Origin of the sequence: Shewanella schlegeliana (assembly GCF_016765635.1) — a bacterium.
In the GTDB taxonomy this organism is placed as follows: Bacteria; Pseudomonadota; Gammaproteobacteria; order Enterobacterales; family Shewanellaceae; genus Shewanella; species Shewanella schlegeliana.
Map to the genome: position 1 here is coordinate 1 of NZ_JAESVD010000010.1, position 15,170 is coordinate 15,170.

Here is a 15,170-nt window from a genome sequence, read left to right on the forward strand (position 1 = left end):
CTTTGGGCTAAGAACCAGATGCCTAAGATGTATGACCTTAAGTGGATGATGGTTGTTGGTGGTTACATCAACTTCGGTCCATTTAAAGGTAAGCACCCTGACGCTGGTTTTGCTAACGCGGGTGAGAAGTTATGGTTCTGGGCATTCGCTGTGTTCGGTCTAGTGGTTTCAGCATCGGGTATGTTGTTGCTATTCCCGAACCTATTCGAGCCTAGCCGTACACTAAGCTTAGTGGCGCTAATTCTTCACTCTGTAGGTGCAATCATCATTACCGCTTTCTCAATCGTGCATATCTTTATGGCAACGGTTATGTCTGAAGGTGGTATGGAGTGTATGGTTTCTGGTTACTGTGATGAAACATGGGCAAGCCAGCACCACAATCTTTGGTTCGATGAGATCAAAGAAAACGGCACCCTTAAGTATAAAGATTAATACTCGCTTTATTATTGCCTAAAAAATGCCTCGACTCAGTCGGGGCATTTTTTTACTTAAAACCACGACCTTCTACCGGCTATTAGCGACGCTACGATAGTGCATATATGTTGCAACGCCTTATAGAACATCCAGCTCGCTATCCTTAGCCAACTTAACTTCTACAACCTGTGAATTGCGACTTCCTAGATGCTCATAAGGCATTCACTGAAAATGCTCTCTATCGACGCTCACTGGCTCTACTGTGATAGTGAATAGCAGTGCTGACCCAAGTGTCGGTAAATCCCCTAGAGCGAAGCATTACGCCCTAAGCTGCGCATAAAGAACAGATAGATAAAAGAGCGGCACCAAGAGCGGTAAAAACGATAACACTGCCAAGCGGTATCCACCTTGAAAATACTCAACAGCTTACGTTCGGTACTGTTGGCTGTGATGGTATTTGGTCATTAATTGTCGAGCCTCTTTACTGTTACAGCCAAGCAACAAACTAATGCTGAAAAACACCAAATATAGCTTTAGACGCTGGTTAATAGGTCTTTAGTGGTAACACGTGTTAATTAATGGTGTTATTGATGGTTTTATGTATAAGTTTATGATCACTGGTGGTTTTTAATGTTCGATCTGTTCGTTTTCTTCGGTTTTTTTTGTTGTTGGGCGTAAGTTTGGGTTTGGAAGTATGCGCTAGTTAACACTTTTGCTTTGATTTGGCCAAAATCAGAAGTTTAATCAGATTTGGATCAACTTTTCAGACATTGAAATTCTTTATATTACGCCGGCTATATTGGGGGTAGCTCTAATAAATATACACTTTTTACAATGTTAAGCGTTTGATTAACTAACGATTAACCTGCGTTGCAAGTCGTAGCGTTATTGGATCTATCTTAAGTGTTTATAAACAAAACTATTCCTTCCTACTAGGAGTGAAAATGAAGAAGCAACAGCCTGATCTGAACCGCAGATCTTTGCTGAAAGCATTGACTATTGGTGGCACCGCAAGTGTCGCTATCGCCGCTACTGGCGTAAGTGTTGCTCAAGCAAGTGAAACTAAAGTCAGCACAAAAAATGAAAATGGCTATCATGAAACTGCACATATCCGCAGTTATTACAATAGCTTACGCGGCTAGTCTAGGAGAATTTAAGCGATGAAGTTAACTCGCAAATCTAACGCGGCACCTACTGTAGAGAAAAAGACTCTAGGTATCAGCCGTCGTCAGTTTATGAAGCAAGCAGGTATCACATCTGGTGGTATCGCAGCGGCTTCTTTATTGGGCACAGGCATGATGCGTAAAGCTGAAGCCAAGGTTCAAACTGTTGCGCACGATGCACCAACTGAAATCAAGCGTACTGTATGTAGTGCTTGTGCGGTAGGTTGTGGTTTATACGCTGAAGTTCAAAATGGTGTGTGGACAGGCCAAGAGCCAGCATTTGATCACCCATTCAACTCAGGTGGCCACTGTGCTAAAGGCGCGAGCTTACGTTACCACACGCATTCATATAAGCGTGTTAAGTACCCAATGAAGCTTGAAGGCGGTAAGTGGAAGAAGCTTTCATGGGAACAAGCGGTAAGTGAAATCGGCGATAAGATGCTTGAGATCAATCAAACATCAGGTCCTGACTCAGTTTACTTCATGGGTAGTGCGAAATTCTCAAACGAAGGTGCATACATGTACCGTAAGTTTGCGGCAATGTGGGGCACAAACAACGTTGACCATTCAGCGCGTATTTGTCACTCAACTACAGTTGCCGGTGTTGCGAACACTTGGGGTTACGGTGCACAAACCAACTCTTTCAACGACATTCGTAACGCAAAAAATATCTTCCTGATTGGGGCAAACCCAGCAGAGGCGCATCCAGTTGCGATGCAGCACATCCTGATCGCTAAAGAGCGCGGCGCGACAATTACTGTTGCTGACCCACGTTTCTCTCGCACTATGGCTCACGCTGATATCCACCTACCACTACGTCCAGGTACCGATATTCCTTTGGTTTACGGTCTAATGTGGCACATTTTTGAAAATGGTTGGGAAGATAAAGAGTTCATCCGTACACGTGCTTATGGCATGGACAAGATCCGTGAAGAAGCTGCGCGTTGGACTCCTGAAGAAGTTGAAAACGTAACTGGCGTATCTCGCGATGCAGTTTATGCTGCTGCTAAGCAGATGGCGACTAACCGTCCAGGTACTGTTATTTGGTGTATGGGTGGTACTCAGCATCACGTTGGTAACGCTAACACGCGTATGTACTCTATCCTGCAGCTAGTGCTAGGTAACATGGGTGTATCTGGTGGTGGTACTAACATTTTCCGTGGCCACGACAACGTTCAGGGCGCAACGGATATGGGTCTGCTATTCGACAACTTACCAGGCTACTACGGCGTTGGTGAAGGCGCATGGCACCACTGGTCTCGCGTATGGGATCTACCATTCGAATCAGTTAAAGCACGTTTCGACCAAAAGCCTTACTTAGGTCGTAGCCCAATGACTACTCCAGGTATGCCATGTTCTCGCTGGCAAGATGGTGTGTTAGAAGCTAAAGACAAACTTGCTCAAAAAGATAACTTACGTCTAGCATTCTTCTGGGGTCAATCAGTTAACACTGAAACTCGTCAGATGGAAGTACGTGACGCATTGGACAAGCTAGAAACAGTAGTTGTTGTTGACCCGTACCCAACAATGGCTGGTGTTATGCACCGTCGTAAAGATGGCGTTTACTTACTACCTGCAGCAACTCAGTATGAGTGTGAAGGTTCAGTAAACAACTCTGGTCGTAGTGCACAGTGGCGTCAACAGGTTGTTGAGCCATTATTCGACTCTAAGAATGACCTAGAGATCATGTACCGCTTAGCTAAGCATGTAGGTATTGCTGACGCATGGACCAAGAACATCAAGGTTAATGGCAACATGCCTGACTCTGATGACATCATGCGCGAATACGCTAAAGGTATGCGTTCAGTGGGTTACACAGGTTGGAGCCCAGAGCGTATCCGTGCTCACACCATGAACTGGGGCGATTTCTCTTCTGAAACGCTAGAAGCTGCTGGCGGCGTGAACAAGGGCGAGACTTACGGTCTACCTTGGCCATGTTGGGGTACTCCAGAGCAGAAGCACCCAGGTACACAGATTCTATACCGCACTGGTATGAACGTTAACCAAGGTGGTGGTAACTTCCGTGCTCGTTTTGGTGTTGAACACGAAGGCGTGAGCATCCTAGCTGAAGATTCTGCTTCTGTTGATGCTGACATTCAAGACGGTTACCCACAATTTGATGACAAGATGCTGAAGCAACTTGGCTGGTGGGATGAACTAACTGCTGAAGAGAAAGCACTAGCTGAAAACCGTACTTGGGCTACTGACTTAGGCGGCGGTATCGTACGTGTTGCGCTAGCACACAACATGGTGCCATATGGTAACGCTAAAGCACGTTGTCGCGTTTGGACTTTCCCAGACGAAGTGCCGGTTCACCGTGAGCCAATCTACACTGCACGTCGTGATCTAATTGAGAAATACCCAACTCATAACGACATGCAAGTTCACCGTCTACCAACCTTGTACAAGACGTTACAAGACAAGGTTATTAGCGATGATCTAGACAAGAAGTACCCACTAATCTCTACTTCTGGCCGTTTGGTTGAGTACGAAGGTGGTGGTGAAGAGTCTCGTTCTTGCCCATGGTTGGCTGAACTTCAACAAGAAATGTTCATCGAAATTAACCCAGCTGATGCGGCAGATCGCGGCATTCGTGACGGTGATGACGTTTGGGTTGAAGGTGCTGAAGGCGGACGCATCAAGATCAAGGCGATGGTTACTCCACGTGTTGGCGCTGGTGTAACTTGGATGCCATATCACTTCGCGGGTGTTATGCACGGTGAAGATCTGCAATATCCAGAATCTGGTGGAATTAGCACTAAACCTTACGTAGTTGGTGAATCTTGTAACACGGTAATGACTTACGGTTATGACCCTGTGACTCAGATGCAAGAAACTAAAGCCACACTTTGTCAGATTGCTAAAGCTTAATTGCAGTATTAGCTAGGAGAATTGCCAGAATGGCTACAATGAAATTTTTATGTGATACCAAGCGCTGCATCGAGTGTAACGGTTGTGTCACTGCATGTAAGAACGAAAACGACTCTGCTCTAGAGTGGGGTATTCAACGTCGTCGCGTTGTGACTATCAATGACGGTGAGAAAGGCGAAGCCTCTATCTCTGTTGCTTGTATGCACTGTGATGATGCACCTTGTATGGCAGTTTGTCCTGCAAACTGTTTCTACAAGACAGAAGACGGCATCGTACTTCACGACAAAGATACCTGTATCGGTTGTGGTTACTGCCTATACGCTTGCCCATTTGGCGCGCCACAGTTCCCTAAATCAGGTGCTTTCGGTGCTCGCGGTAAGATGGACAAGTGTACTTTCTGTGCGGGTGGCCCAGAAGAGAACTTCTCTGAGGCAGAGCATCAGAAGTACGGTGCAAACCGTATCGCTGAAGGCAAGCTACCTATGTGTGCTGAGCTGTGTGCAACTAAAGCGCTATTAGCGGGTGATGCTGAGATTGTTTCTTCAATCTTCCGTGAGCGTGTTGCATACCGTGGTTCTAAAAACGCAGCTTGGGCTTAATCAACTTAGGTTGACTAATTTCCAGCGTACCCTGAGTGGCTCATTAACGTGAGCCGCCCAGTGGTAAAAGAGGACGTATTATGAACAAATGGTTAAAACACATAGGCGTTGCAATCGCACTGTTTTTCAGTGTGTCTGTTTTCGCTAATGCGACTGACAAAGTGGGTGACACCATTGAAGTGAACAACGGCCAAATCTGGGCTCAGCTAAAAGCGGGCGAAGAAGGTCGTACAACTTCAACAAGTGAGTTCCACGGTCAAGCAATCAACGTGTACGATTTACGTGTACTTGATTTGCGTAGTGATATTCTTGCTCCAGCAATGATGGCAGCCCTTTTCGGCATGATCATCATCTTTGTACTGTTTATCAAAGTGAACGGCATTTCTAAGCTTCACGGTGGTTACTCAGGCAAGCTGGTTTACCGTTGGTCTAAGTTTGACGTATCGATTCACTGGTTAGGTGCTATTCCTTGCTTGCTATTGATTCTGACAGGCTTAACGCTACTTGCTGGACGTTTCTTCTTCCAGCCGTACATCGGTGAAGGTTTCTGGGCTGGCCTAGTTAACGGTGCGAAGCAGATCCACGACATCATGGCGATCCCGTTCATGATCGGTTGGGCACTTATGACCGTGCTTTGGGCTAAGAACCAGATGCCTAAGATGTATGACCTTAAGTGGATGATGGTTGTTGGTGGTTACATCAACTTCGGTCCATTTAAAGGTAAGCACCCTGACGCTGGTTTTGCTAACGCGGGTGAGAAGTTATGGTTCTGGGCATTCGCTGTGTTCGGTCTAGTGGTTTCAGCATCGGGTATGTTGTTGCTATTCCCGAACCTATTCGAGCCTAGCCGTACACTAAGCTTAGTGGCGCTAATTCTTCACTCTGTAGGTGCAATCATCATTACCGCTTTCTCAATCGTGCATATCTTTATGGCAACGGTTATGTCTGAAGGTGGTATGGAGTGTATGGTTTCTGGTTACTGTGATGAAACATGGGCAAGCCAGCACCACAATCTTTGGTTCGATGAGATCAAAGAAAACGGTACCCTTAAGTACAAAGAGTAATCCTCTTTACACTTAATGCCTAAACACCTCAGCTATTCGTAGCTGGGGTGTTTTTATATGTGGATGGGCTTGTATGTTTTATGCGCAATCGCTAAAGTATGACCCGCTTAACAAAAAATCCTACATTTCATTGATAGGAAACGCTAAGTTATAACCTAATCACGTTTTATGCTTATTTAAAGTGCTAATTTTGCTCTCCGCTAGTGCATTCCAATTTTCCGATTCTTTTGTAATTAGCATTCTTCTATAGGAACTTTTATGTCTTCAATTATTTTGCCTGAAACTGCTCAACCATATAACGCGGATATCACCACACCTAACTGGATGATTAGCGGTATGGAAAAAGTCATGCAGTTTTATGTTGATCGCAATCTAAGACTGGACACAGTTTCGGCTGAGATGATGCCAAATCCAATTGAAGGCAAGAAGTACATGCTTTATGCCCATGTACCTTTCTGTCATACCCTATGCTCATTCTGCACGTTCCATCGCTTCCTGTTTAAAGAAGATAAGGCGCGTGCGTATTTCATCTCTCTGCGTAAAGAGATGGATATGGTTAAGGCGCTAGGTTATGACTTTGAGTCTATGTATATTGGTGGTGGCACTACAACCGTATTAGAAGATGAACTTGCGCGCACTATCGAGCATGCTAAAAAGTTATTCCCAAGTATTAAAGAAGTGTCTTGTGAGTCAGATCCACAGCACTTAGATAGCGATGGCTTTAAACAGCTTGAAGGCTTAGTGGATCGTATGTCTATCGGCGTACAGAGTTTTAACGATGACATTCTGACTATGACAGATCGCATCGAGAAGTTCGGCTCAGGACAGCAGACCTTCGACAAGATCATGGCGGCAAAAGAACTATTTCCGATCATCAACGTTGACCTTATTTTTGGCTTCCGTGGTCAGACAGATGAAGTGATCCAGCACGACTTGGATATGGCGTCACGATTAGACCCACGCCAAATCACCACTTATCCGTTGATGATCACTCACCAGACTCGTAAGAGCGTAAAGGGTAAGTTGGCTGCACCACATGGTGATATGGCGCGTCAGTACCGCCAAATCCTAAACAGTTTGAACGGTCAGTATAACCAGCTATCGGCATGGGCATTTGGTAAGGCGAATAACGAAGGCTTCGATGAATACGTTATCGATTACGACGAGTACTTAGGTGTAGGGTCAGGCTCATTTAGCTTCTTGAATGACACCCTATATGTAAATACCTTCTCACTACGCAAGTATCAAGAGCGTATCGCAAATGGCCAGATGGGAGTGGACCAGCAGAAGAATTATGGTCGTAAGGAAGTGATGCAGTACCGCTTCTTACTGGGTATGTTCTCTGGTCGTCTGTCGCGTAAGTATTTCCGTGAAACCTTTGGTGTTAATCTCGATACCGCCTTGTTCAAAGAGATGACTTCGATGAAAGCCATCGGCGCGATTAAGAATGATCCAACAGACCCAGATAAGCTGATCGTGACCGATAACGGTAAGATGATGGGACTACTGATGATGAAAGAGTTCTATTCGGGTATGGACAACGTTCGTGCTCAGCTACGTAAGCCACTTAAAGCTTGCGATATGTAAGGCTGTTATTAGCAATCGGGTACTCGCTAGCGAGTATTAGAGACTAAAAAGGGTGAAGCTATACAGCTTCACCCTTTTTTGCGATTAATGCTTGTAGCTTTTTGATATCTTGTTTTATCTGCAATATGTACTTATCGGAATATTGCAGCTGTTCAAATTCAATTAAACAAGCTTGGTAACGAGCCAGTTGTGCCTCTGGTGTCGCAGCAAACTCCCTTTGATCATGCATGCCAATAATTGAGTCCATTCAATTACTCCAACATCGATGTTTGACCATATATTACTTTCATAGGTTTAAATTTGGAGTATTTGCTATTGAATACCGAAACCTAATTATGCTGAGGCTTACTCTACCCTGTCAGTTGTTTATTTAACTTTCAGATAGTTAATTAATAAGGCCATACTTTAAAAGCAAGCCATGCCTGTGAGCGCTTACATTAGTTTGAGATATCGCTTACATCAATGACAATAAAGCTCCTTTATGGCACATGTTTAGCCTTGAGCTTGGAACCCGCTCATAAATCTCTTACTATCAGTTTAATTATCTTTCTTATCGAAAAGTTATGGCGAATATACTACTGGTAGCAAACCTCAATTGTGATCGTATTTTTTTGCTTAACCACCCTATTAAAACCGGTGGTCGATTTCACTATAAAGATGGTGGTCAGCGCTTAGGTGGCGGCGGTGCCAATACGGGGATTGGCCTCGTCTGGGCAGGGCATCAGGTATCACTGGTCACAGAGGTTGGTCGCGATGATGTGGGAGACTGGTTACTCGCCGAGGCCAGCACTCAAGGCATTAATTGCAGCCTGATCCAGCGCCGTGCAGGTAATACCTGTGAGATGTTGTTGATGATGACGCCGGATGGTGAGCGAACCATCATCAGACCCGAGCGACCTAAGTTCGAACTGCCATTGCCACCAAACTGGCATGATGTTGATGCTCTCTATATTAACTCCTCAACTGAAGGTGCAGCCAGCTGGTCTAAGACAGCCATGGCTCATTGCTTGGTGGTGGCACAGTTAGCCAAGGATGAGCGAGCGCGTCCCTGCCATGTGCTTATCGCGTCTTTGAGTGATATGCAGGACCGGTGTGACAGAGACCGCTGGACGTTTGCTAAAACCATTGCTGGTGACAATCTCGAGTACTTCGTGGTTACTGACGGTGAGAAGGGGGCGATGGTATATAGCGACGCAGGTTGTGAGCATGTTGCAGCTGTGCCTAGCCAAGTTGTCGACACTACGGGGGCTGGCGATGCTTATGCTGCTGGGCTTATTCATGGTTTAGTTAGCAACAAAGGTATTATCGAGTCCATGGAGGAGGCGGCCATTTGGTCAGGATTTGCGGTGTCTTGTAATAGTTCAATTCCTGGCAAGGGACTCAAAGGGTATTTAATCCCAGAGTAGGCTTTGTCGTGTCATGGCTAAGCCATATTAGAGTCATCAGCATGTCATCTTAGTGACATATAAGTGTCACCTTCTGCGCTTAGGATGTCAGTCAGACAATCTTTGAGTGTAGAGCTTCCGTTCCTAAGTCTTACACTGTGCCTCGCTTCTCCGGCGAGGCTTTTTTTGCTGCATTCGATAAGTATAAATTTCTACAATTACATAAAAGTCGATGCTAGCCACTTAGTTTTTAGTTATCATTCACAAAACGTTAACAATGCTTGCGTACTAATTCGCAATAGTTAGTTGATGTGATAGAGGCTGAGTATGAGCAATGGAGTTTGGAACGATAAAAAGCGCTTTATATGGATTCTCTCTCTATTGTTGCTAGTAGCTTTTGCGGTGACGAGCGGTATCAGTTACCAAGTAGCCCATGACTCATTAAGTGATCAGATTAAAGAGAATAATTTGCCGCTGACGAGCGACAATATTTACTCTGAAATTCAGCAAGATCTGCTTAGACCGATTTTTATCTCCTCATTAATGGCGCAGGACACATTTGTCAGGGATTGGACCATTAACCATGAGCAGACTCCGGAAAAACTGATCCGTTATCTTAAGGAGATCCAAGATAAGTACGGTACTGTCACTAGTTTTTTTGTCTCTGAAGCCTCACGCAAGTATTACCACTCTAGCGGTGTATTAAAACAGATAGAAGATATCGCCCCTGAGGACGCTTGGTATTTTCGTGTACGCTCTCTTCCCAAGCATGAACACTATGAAGTGAATATCGATACAGATACGGCCGATAAGAATCGGACAGTGATTTATGTTAACTACAAGGTGTTTGACTTCGATGGCAACTTTATTGGAGTGACAGGTGTTGGTCTGGCGGTCGAAAGCGTTAAACGTCTGATTGAGCTTTATCAGGCTAGATATAATCGCAGTGTGTACTTTACCGATAGGCAAGGAAACATCACCCTACACAGCGAGCTGTTCAGTGGCGGGGTTAGTCTACAAGTCAGCCCTGGGCTTAAAACCCTCGCCACCCGAATTCTTACGAGCCCAAGTACCTCTTTCTCCTATCAGAAGGCAGGGGAGACAGTCTATCTAAATAGCCGTCTAGTGCCTGAGTTCAAGTGGCATTTGATTGTTGAGCAACAGGAGGCCCAAGGTGAGCAAAAGCTGCTGACGACCTTCTGGGCTAATATAGGTTTAAGCCTGTTTATTACCTTAGGGATCTTGGTTATCGCCAATATGACCCTAGGCAAATATCAACGCAAACTAGAGCTGATGGCCTCAACCGATAAGCTTACTGGTATGGCTAACCGCCAAGCCTTTGAAGAGTACTTTGCCAAGTCTTTAGCTCAATCAGTATTAGAAAGTACGCCTATGTCGGTATTGCTGCTCGATATAGACCATTTTAAGAGGGTTAACGACTCCCACGGTCATAATATTGGAGACTTAGTTATTCAAAGCCTAAGTCAGCAGCTTAAGGCGCAGCTAAGAAGTGACGACCTCTTGTGCCGTTGGGGTGGTGAAGAGTTTTTGATCTTGCTACCCGGCTGTAGCTTAAGTCAGGCCAGTGAGGTTGCACAGAAGCTGAGAAAGCAGGTAGAGGAGCGGTTACTGACCGTGAATGGCTGTGAAATCAATGTCACTATAAGCTGTGGCGTGGCAGAGTGCCAAACATCAGAGAAGACAGAAGAGCTGATTAATCGTGTGGATATCGCGCTCTATCAAGCAAAAGAGCAGGGACGTAATCGAGTGGTCCTCTCCTATTAGTGGCTTGATTGTGGCGCTGACGCCAAGACTTGAGCTACGGGAGTTTTCTGTTGGCGATGATGTTAGGATAGTTTAAGTTTTTCAAGTGAGTAGATATTGATGGTACCTCAAACATTAGTCGAACAGATCTCTGGTTTATACCTAGGTGAAGCGGTAGTTGAGCTTGGAGGCGTGAGCTCTGGAATTAATCATAAGGTTAGAACTCGTGAACTGAGAGTCGCTACTCATGCTGTTGCTGGAGATAGTCAGGCCGATCCTAAGCATCATGGTGGAATGGAGCGAGTATTGCACCATTTCCCACGGGAGCATTATGGCCAGTATCGTCGTTGGGATTTAATGAATAGTTTTAAAGATGCGCCGGCGATGGGGGAAAACATCAGCACAGTTGGGTTAGATGAAACTCAGGTGAATATCGGCGATATCATCAAAATCGGTGAGGTGGAGCTGCAAGTGACTCAGCCGCGCTCCCCATGCTTTAAGCTCAATCTGCAGTTTGGCCATAATGACTTTGCCTTAGCCATGCAGCAGAGTGGCCGTTGTGGCTGGTTTTACCGAGTGCTAAAGCCTGGCACTATCTATGAAACTGATTCCATCGTGCTGAGTCAGCGCATAACCGATATCAGTGTTGCCGAGGCGATGCATCTCTATTTCTTACCTGAATTTAACGCTGAGCAATATCAGCGATTAGCCGATTGTGAAGGGCTTGCGGCTACCTGGGTGAATAGCCTGCAACGTCGCATCGAAAACAGGGTGATCGAAGATTGGCAGATGCGTTTGTACGGCCCCAAAAAACCATAAACTTTTAGCTGCGAATAGTAAGTAATTTCAAGGAGTGGAATGTATGACCCGAGACGAAAAGAATATGGGGGTATTGGTACACCTAGCGAGCTTTTCTGGTTACCTGATCCCACTTGGCAGTATTTTAGGCCCGCTTATCGTTTGGCTGATGAAGCGCGATGAGTATCCATTTGTGGAAAGTTGCGGTAGAAACTGCCTTAACTTCAAAATCAGTATCATTATCTACTTTATTATCAGCGGCATACTCATGTTTGTCGGAGTGGGCTTTATCCTATTCGGCATTTTAGCCATCTTCGATATTATAGTGACCATTGTCGCCGCGATTAAGGCGAGTGACGGCGTGAGTTACAAATACCCGCTAACGATAAACTTTATTAAGCCTAGAGCTTATTAATCATCTCTTTATAGCCATCGCGCTTAAATGAAAATGCCTATTGGAAATATCCGATAGGCATTTTATTTGGCTCTATATTTGGTTCTGCAATTAAACTACATGTTGGGGTAGTTTGGCCCACCGCCGCCCTCTGGCGTGACCCAAGTGATATTCTGACTTGGGTCTTTAATATCACAGGTCTTACAGTGAATGCAGTTCTGTCCATTTATGACAAACTTCTTTTCACCCGCTTCTTCGATGATCTCATACACACCAGCAGGGCAGTAACGCTGCGCAGGTTCATCATATTTCACCAAGTTCACCTCAATCGGGATGCGTGCATCCTTGAGGCGCAGGTGGCATAGCTGATCTTCTTCGTGGAAGGTATTAGATAGATAAACCGAAGAGAGCTTATCGAAGCTCAGCTTGCCATCTGGTTTAGGGTAATCAATCTTGCTGTAGGCGCTAGCCTCAGCCATTTGAGCGTAATCAGGCTTTTCGTCTCTTAGGGTGATAGGCAGCTTACCGTTGAACCAGTTTTGGTCAATAAAGTTAAACGCACCACCTAAGTAAGTGCCAAACTTATGCATAGCCGGACCAAAGTTGCGTGAGCAATATAGCTCCTCTTTGAGCCAGCTTTCATCGAACCTGTCTTGCAGGCAGTCGAGATCTTTACCCGGTTCAACACCGGCCATCATAGCCTGTGCCAGTGTCTCTGCCGCTAGCATGCCGCTTTTCATCGCCGTATGCGTCCCCTTGATCTTGGCAAAGTTCAGCGTGCCAGCATCACAACCGATAATCATACCGCCGGGGAAGGTCAGCTTAGGCAGTGAGTTTAGGCCACCTTTAGTAATCGCCCTTGCACCGTAAGCAATGCGCTCACCGCCAGTTAGCGTCTTGGCAATAACAGGGTGTGTCTTATAGCGTTGGAACTCATCGAATGGGCTTAGGTGTGGGTTTTTATAATTGAGATCGATAATTAAACCAACAGCAACTTGGTTATCTTCCATATGGTACATGAAGCCGCCGCCTGAGGCGCCCTCTGTGAGCGGCCAGCCGCCGGTGTGCACCACCTTGCCAAGCTCATGTTGCTCGCTTGGTACCGTCCAGATCTCCTTAAAGCCTAGACCGTAGTGTTGTGCTGTCTTACCGTTATCTAGGTGATACCTCTCGATAAGCTGTTTACCTAGGTGACCACGGCAGCCCTCACCAAATACGGTATATTTGGCATGTAGCTCCATACCTGGCTCATAGCCATCTTTGGGTTGGCCATCTTCACCGACGCCCATGTCACCAATTTGAATACCTTTAACACTGCCGTCTTCGTTAAACAGTAACTCGCTTGCAGGGAAACCAGGAAAGACTTCGACACCTAACTCTTCGGCGCGCTCGGCAAGCCAGCGACAAAGGTTACCGACACTGATGATATAGTTGCCTTCGTTGTGCATGGTTTTAGGAATAAGTGCATTAGGCATGGCGCGCGCATCGGTTGCAGAGCTGAGCATATGGATTTCATCATGCGTCACAGCTGTGAGCAGCGGAGCACTTTTTTCGCGCCAATCGTCAAACAGTTCATCGAGTACCTTGGGTTCGAATACTGCGCCTGACAAGATATGGGCACCGACTTCAGAGCCTTTTTCGACGACGCAGACCGTAAGCTCTTGGCCAGTGTCTTGAGATATTTGCATTAAACGACATGCGCTTGCTAATCCTGCAGGGCCCGCACCCACGATTACTACATCGAATTCCATCGATTCGCGTTCCATCAGATCACCTTTCCTTCTTATTTCCCCCGATGACAATAGCGGCAGTTGAACCAGCCTGACTATAAACGGGTGTTTTAATGTTATTAGCTCACCTTACCTTAAAATTGGTTAAGGGCACAGCGTTTCCAAGCTTATGCTGCAGATATTTTAAGCATTTTTTGCCGTGATAACTGTCACAAAAACTTTATATGTGTCGATTTTTGACGGCAAATGTTGGTTTTGGGGTATGGTTTGTCACAAAAATACGCCTATAATCAAGGCTGACGGTTCTCCGAGCTTCTTACCCTACGTCGAGACAGATACGGGTTTTTAGCCGTGGCAATAACGCCACCGGGGTGAGAAAAGAAATGATCTCACCTCCCCTTACTTGGAAAGGTGATCATGTCCCAACTACAAGACAACTTTGGTCGACGATTTCATTATCTACGTATGTCAGTTACTGACGTATGTAATTTTAAGTGTACGTATTGTCTCCCCGATGGCTACCGCCCAGACGGTAAGCCTAAATTCCTCGATCTCAACGAAATCGAGCATTTAGTCTCCGCTTTTTCAGAGGTAGGTACACAGAAGATCCGCATTACTGGTGGAGAGCCCTCTCTACGAAAAGATTTCACCGATATCATTCGTATCGTTAAAGACAACGATAAGATTAACACCATTGCTACCACCACTAACGGCTATCGTTTAGCTAAGCACGCTCAAGAGTGGTATGACGCAGGTTTAAGGCGCATTAATATCTCGGTCGATAGTTTAGACCCGAAAATGTTTTACCAGATCACTGGTGAGAATAAGTTTGATGAGGTGATGCGCGGTGTCGATGCGGCCCTAGAGGCGGGATTCGAGCGAGTTAAAATCAATGCAGTGTTGCTTAAGGGTCTTAACGACAAAGACTTACCACGCTTTCTGCACTGGATAAAACATACCCCAATCGATCTGCGTTTTATCGAGTTGATGGAAACGGGCTTAGGCCACGATTATTTCAAGGCCCATCATCTAGCTGGCAACGATATCAAGCAGCAGCTTGAACAGGCGGGCTGGCAGTTTGATGTACCAGCGGCTGACGATGGTCCTGCGCAAAACTTCAGTCATCAAGACTACCAAGGTCGCATCGGGCTTATCATGCCTTATGCGAAGAACTTCTGTGCTAGTTGTAATCGTCTGCGGGTATCGGCAAACGGTAAGTTACACCTTTGCTTATTCACTGAAAACGGCGTTGATCTACGAGACTTATTACAAACACCTGATCAACAAGCCGAATTGATTGAACGCTTGCAAGGTCAACTAGCACAGAAAAAAGAAACACACTTCCTGCATGACGGCATCACAGGTGTGACACAGCACCTCGCTTCTATCGGCGGCTAATTA

The 15,170-nt window shown here is 45.7% G+C and carries 13 protein-coding genes and 1 riboswitch; of the genes, 11 read left to right on the plus strand and 2 right to left on the minus strand.

Translation table 11 applies throughout. The features are described 5' to 3' along the window. From JMA39_RS16220 to JMA39_RS16245, 6 genes are all read left to right on the plus strand, one after another. Positions 1 to 432: formate dehydrogenase subunit gamma (locus JMA39_RS16220; protein ID WP_202722907.1), on the plus strand; the 432-nt coding region annotated here is incomplete at its 5' end. 926 nt (positions 433 to 1,358) lie between these two features. Further along, a complete protein-coding gene (locus JMA39_RS16225; RefSeq protein WP_202722908.1) occupies positions 1,359 to 1,556 on the plus strand; it encodes a twin-arginine translocation signal domain-containing protein in 198 nt (65 codons plus the stop codon). A gap of 18 nt (positions 1,557 to 1,574) precedes the next feature. Then, positions 1,575 to 4,448 carry a formate dehydrogenase subunit alpha gene (locus JMA39_RS16230; RefSeq protein ID WP_202722909.1) on the plus strand — a complete coding sequence of 958 codons (2,874 nt, stop codon included), beginning with the start codon at positions 1,575 to 1,577 and terminating at the stop codon, positions 4,446 to 4,448. 29 nt (positions 4,449 to 4,477) lie between these two features. Beyond that, positions 4,478 to 5,047: a formate dehydrogenase FDH3 subunit beta gene (gene fdh3B, locus JMA39_RS16235; protein ID WP_202722910.1), complete on the plus strand. Its 570-nt coding sequence runs from the start codon at positions 4,478 to 4,480 to the stop codon at positions 5,045 to 5,047. Positions 5,048 to 5,127: 80 nt separating this feature from the next. Then, positions 5,128 to 6,111, plus strand: coding sequence for a formate dehydrogenase subunit gamma (locus JMA39_RS16240; RefSeq protein WP_202722911.1), 984 nt, complete (start codon positions 5,128 to 5,130; stop codon positions 6,109 to 6,111). 258 nt (positions 6,112 to 6,369) lie between these two features. After that, on the plus strand, positions 6,370 to 7,698 hold the full coding sequence (locus JMA39_RS16245) for a coproporphyrinogen III oxidase family protein (RefSeq protein ID WP_202722912.1): 1,329 nt from the start codon (positions 6,370 to 6,372) through the stop codon (positions 7,696 to 7,698). A 58-nt stretch (positions 7,699 to 7,756) separates the two neighbouring features. Here JMA39_RS16245 and JMA39_RS16250 read toward each other — a convergent pair whose 3' ends face one another. Continuing rightward, positions 7,757 to 7,945 carry a hypothetical protein gene (locus JMA39_RS16250; protein WP_202722913.1) on the minus strand — a complete coding sequence of 63 codons (189 nt, stop codon included), beginning with the start codon at positions 7,943 to 7,945 and terminating at the stop codon, positions 7,757 to 7,759. Positions 7,946 to 8,261: 316 nt separating this feature from the next. Here JMA39_RS16250 and JMA39_RS16255 point away from each other — a divergent pair, with 316 nt between their 5' ends. The 4 genes from JMA39_RS16255 (at position 8,262) to JMA39_RS16270 (ending at position 12,060) form a co-directional block, all read left to right on the plus strand. Then, the gene (locus JMA39_RS16255) at positions 8,262 to 9,104 is read left to right on the plus strand and encodes a PfkB family carbohydrate kinase (RefSeq protein ID WP_202722914.1); all 843 of its coding nucleotides are present in this window, start codon (positions 8,262 to 8,264) and stop codon (positions 9,102 to 9,104) included. Between the two features lie 306 nt (positions 9,105 to 9,410). Then, positions 9,411 to 10,868 carry a sensor domain-containing diguanylate cyclase gene (locus JMA39_RS16260; RefSeq protein ID WP_202722915.1) on the plus strand — a complete coding sequence of 486 codons (1,458 nt, stop codon included), beginning with the start codon at positions 9,411 to 9,413 and terminating at the stop codon, positions 10,866 to 10,868. Positions 10,869 to 10,967: 99 nt separating this feature from the next. Beyond that, positions 10,968 to 11,666, plus strand: coding sequence for an MOSC domain-containing protein (locus JMA39_RS16265; RefSeq protein ID WP_202723040.1), 699 nt, complete (start codon positions 10,968 to 10,970; stop codon positions 11,664 to 11,666). A gap of 43 nt (positions 11,667 to 11,709) precedes the next feature. Continuing rightward, positions 11,710 to 12,060, plus strand: coding sequence for a DUF4870 domain-containing protein (locus JMA39_RS16270; RefSeq protein WP_202722916.1), 351 nt, complete (start codon positions 11,710 to 11,712; stop codon positions 12,058 to 12,060). A gap of 95 nt (positions 12,061 to 12,155) precedes the next feature. Here JMA39_RS16270 and JMA39_RS16275 read toward each other — a convergent pair whose 3' ends face one another. Next, positions 12,156 to 13,805: an electron transfer flavoprotein-ubiquinone oxidoreductase gene (locus tag JMA39_RS16275; protein WP_202722917.1), complete on the minus strand. Its 1,650-nt coding sequence runs from the start codon at positions 13,803 to 13,805 to the stop codon at positions 12,156 to 12,158. 257 nt (positions 13,806 to 14,062) lie between these two features. Continuing rightward, positions 14,063 to 14,199, plus strand: a riboswitch (molybdenum cofactor riboswitch). Here JMA39_RS16275 and moaA point away from each other — a divergent pair. Next, positions 14,187 to 15,167 (plus strand): GTP 3',8-cyclase MoaA, encoded by a 981-nt coding sequence (moaA, locus tag JMA39_RS16280; protein ID WP_202722918.1) that lies wholly within the window; start codon positions 14,187 to 14,189, stop codon positions 15,165 to 15,167. Its footprint overlaps the riboswitch before it by 13 nt. Positions 15,168 to 15,170: the final 3 nt, after the last annotated feature.

Coding starts and splice junctions, on each gene's coding strand:
- JMA39_RS16225 (WP_202722908.1), top strand. CDS start 1,359: ATGAAGAAGCAACAGCCTGATCTGAACCGCAGATCTTTGCTGAAAGCA.
- JMA39_RS16230 (WP_202722909.1), top strand. CDS start 1,575: ATGAAGTTAACTCGCAAATCTAACGCGGCACCTACTGTAGAGAAAAAG.
- fdh3B (WP_202722910.1), top strand. CDS start 4,478: ATGGCTACAATGAAATTTTTATGTGATACCAAGCGCTGCATCGAGTGT.
- JMA39_RS16240 (WP_202722911.1), top strand. CDS start 5,128: ATGAACAAATGGTTAAAACACATAGGCGTTGCAATCGCACTGTTTTTC.
- JMA39_RS16245 (WP_202722912.1), top strand. CDS start 6,370: ATGTCTTCAATTATTTTGCCTGAAACTGCTCAACCATATAACGCGGAT.
- JMA39_RS16250 (WP_202722913.1), bottom strand. CDS start 7,945: ATGGACTCAATTATTGGCATGCATGATCAAAGGGAGTTTGCTGCGACA.
- JMA39_RS16255 (WP_202722914.1), top strand. CDS start 8,262: ATGGCGAATATACTACTGGTAGCAAACCTCAATTGTGATCGTATTTTT.
- JMA39_RS16260 (WP_202722915.1), top strand. CDS start 9,411: ATGAGCAATGGAGTTTGGAACGATAAAAAGCGCTTTATATGGATTCTC.
- JMA39_RS16265 (WP_202723040.1), top strand. CDS start 10,968: ATGGTACCTCAAACATTAGTCGAACAGATCTCTGGTTTATACCTAGGT.
- JMA39_RS16270 (WP_202722916.1), top strand. CDS start 11,710: ATGACCCGAGACGAAAAGAATATGGGGGTATTGGTACACCTAGCGAGC.
- JMA39_RS16275 (WP_202722917.1), bottom strand. CDS start 13,805: ATGGAACGCGAATCGATGGAATTCGATGTAGTAATCGTGGGTGCGGGC.
- moaA (WP_202722918.1), top strand. CDS start 14,187: ATGTCCCAACTACAAGACAACTTTGGTCGACGATTTCATTATCTACGT.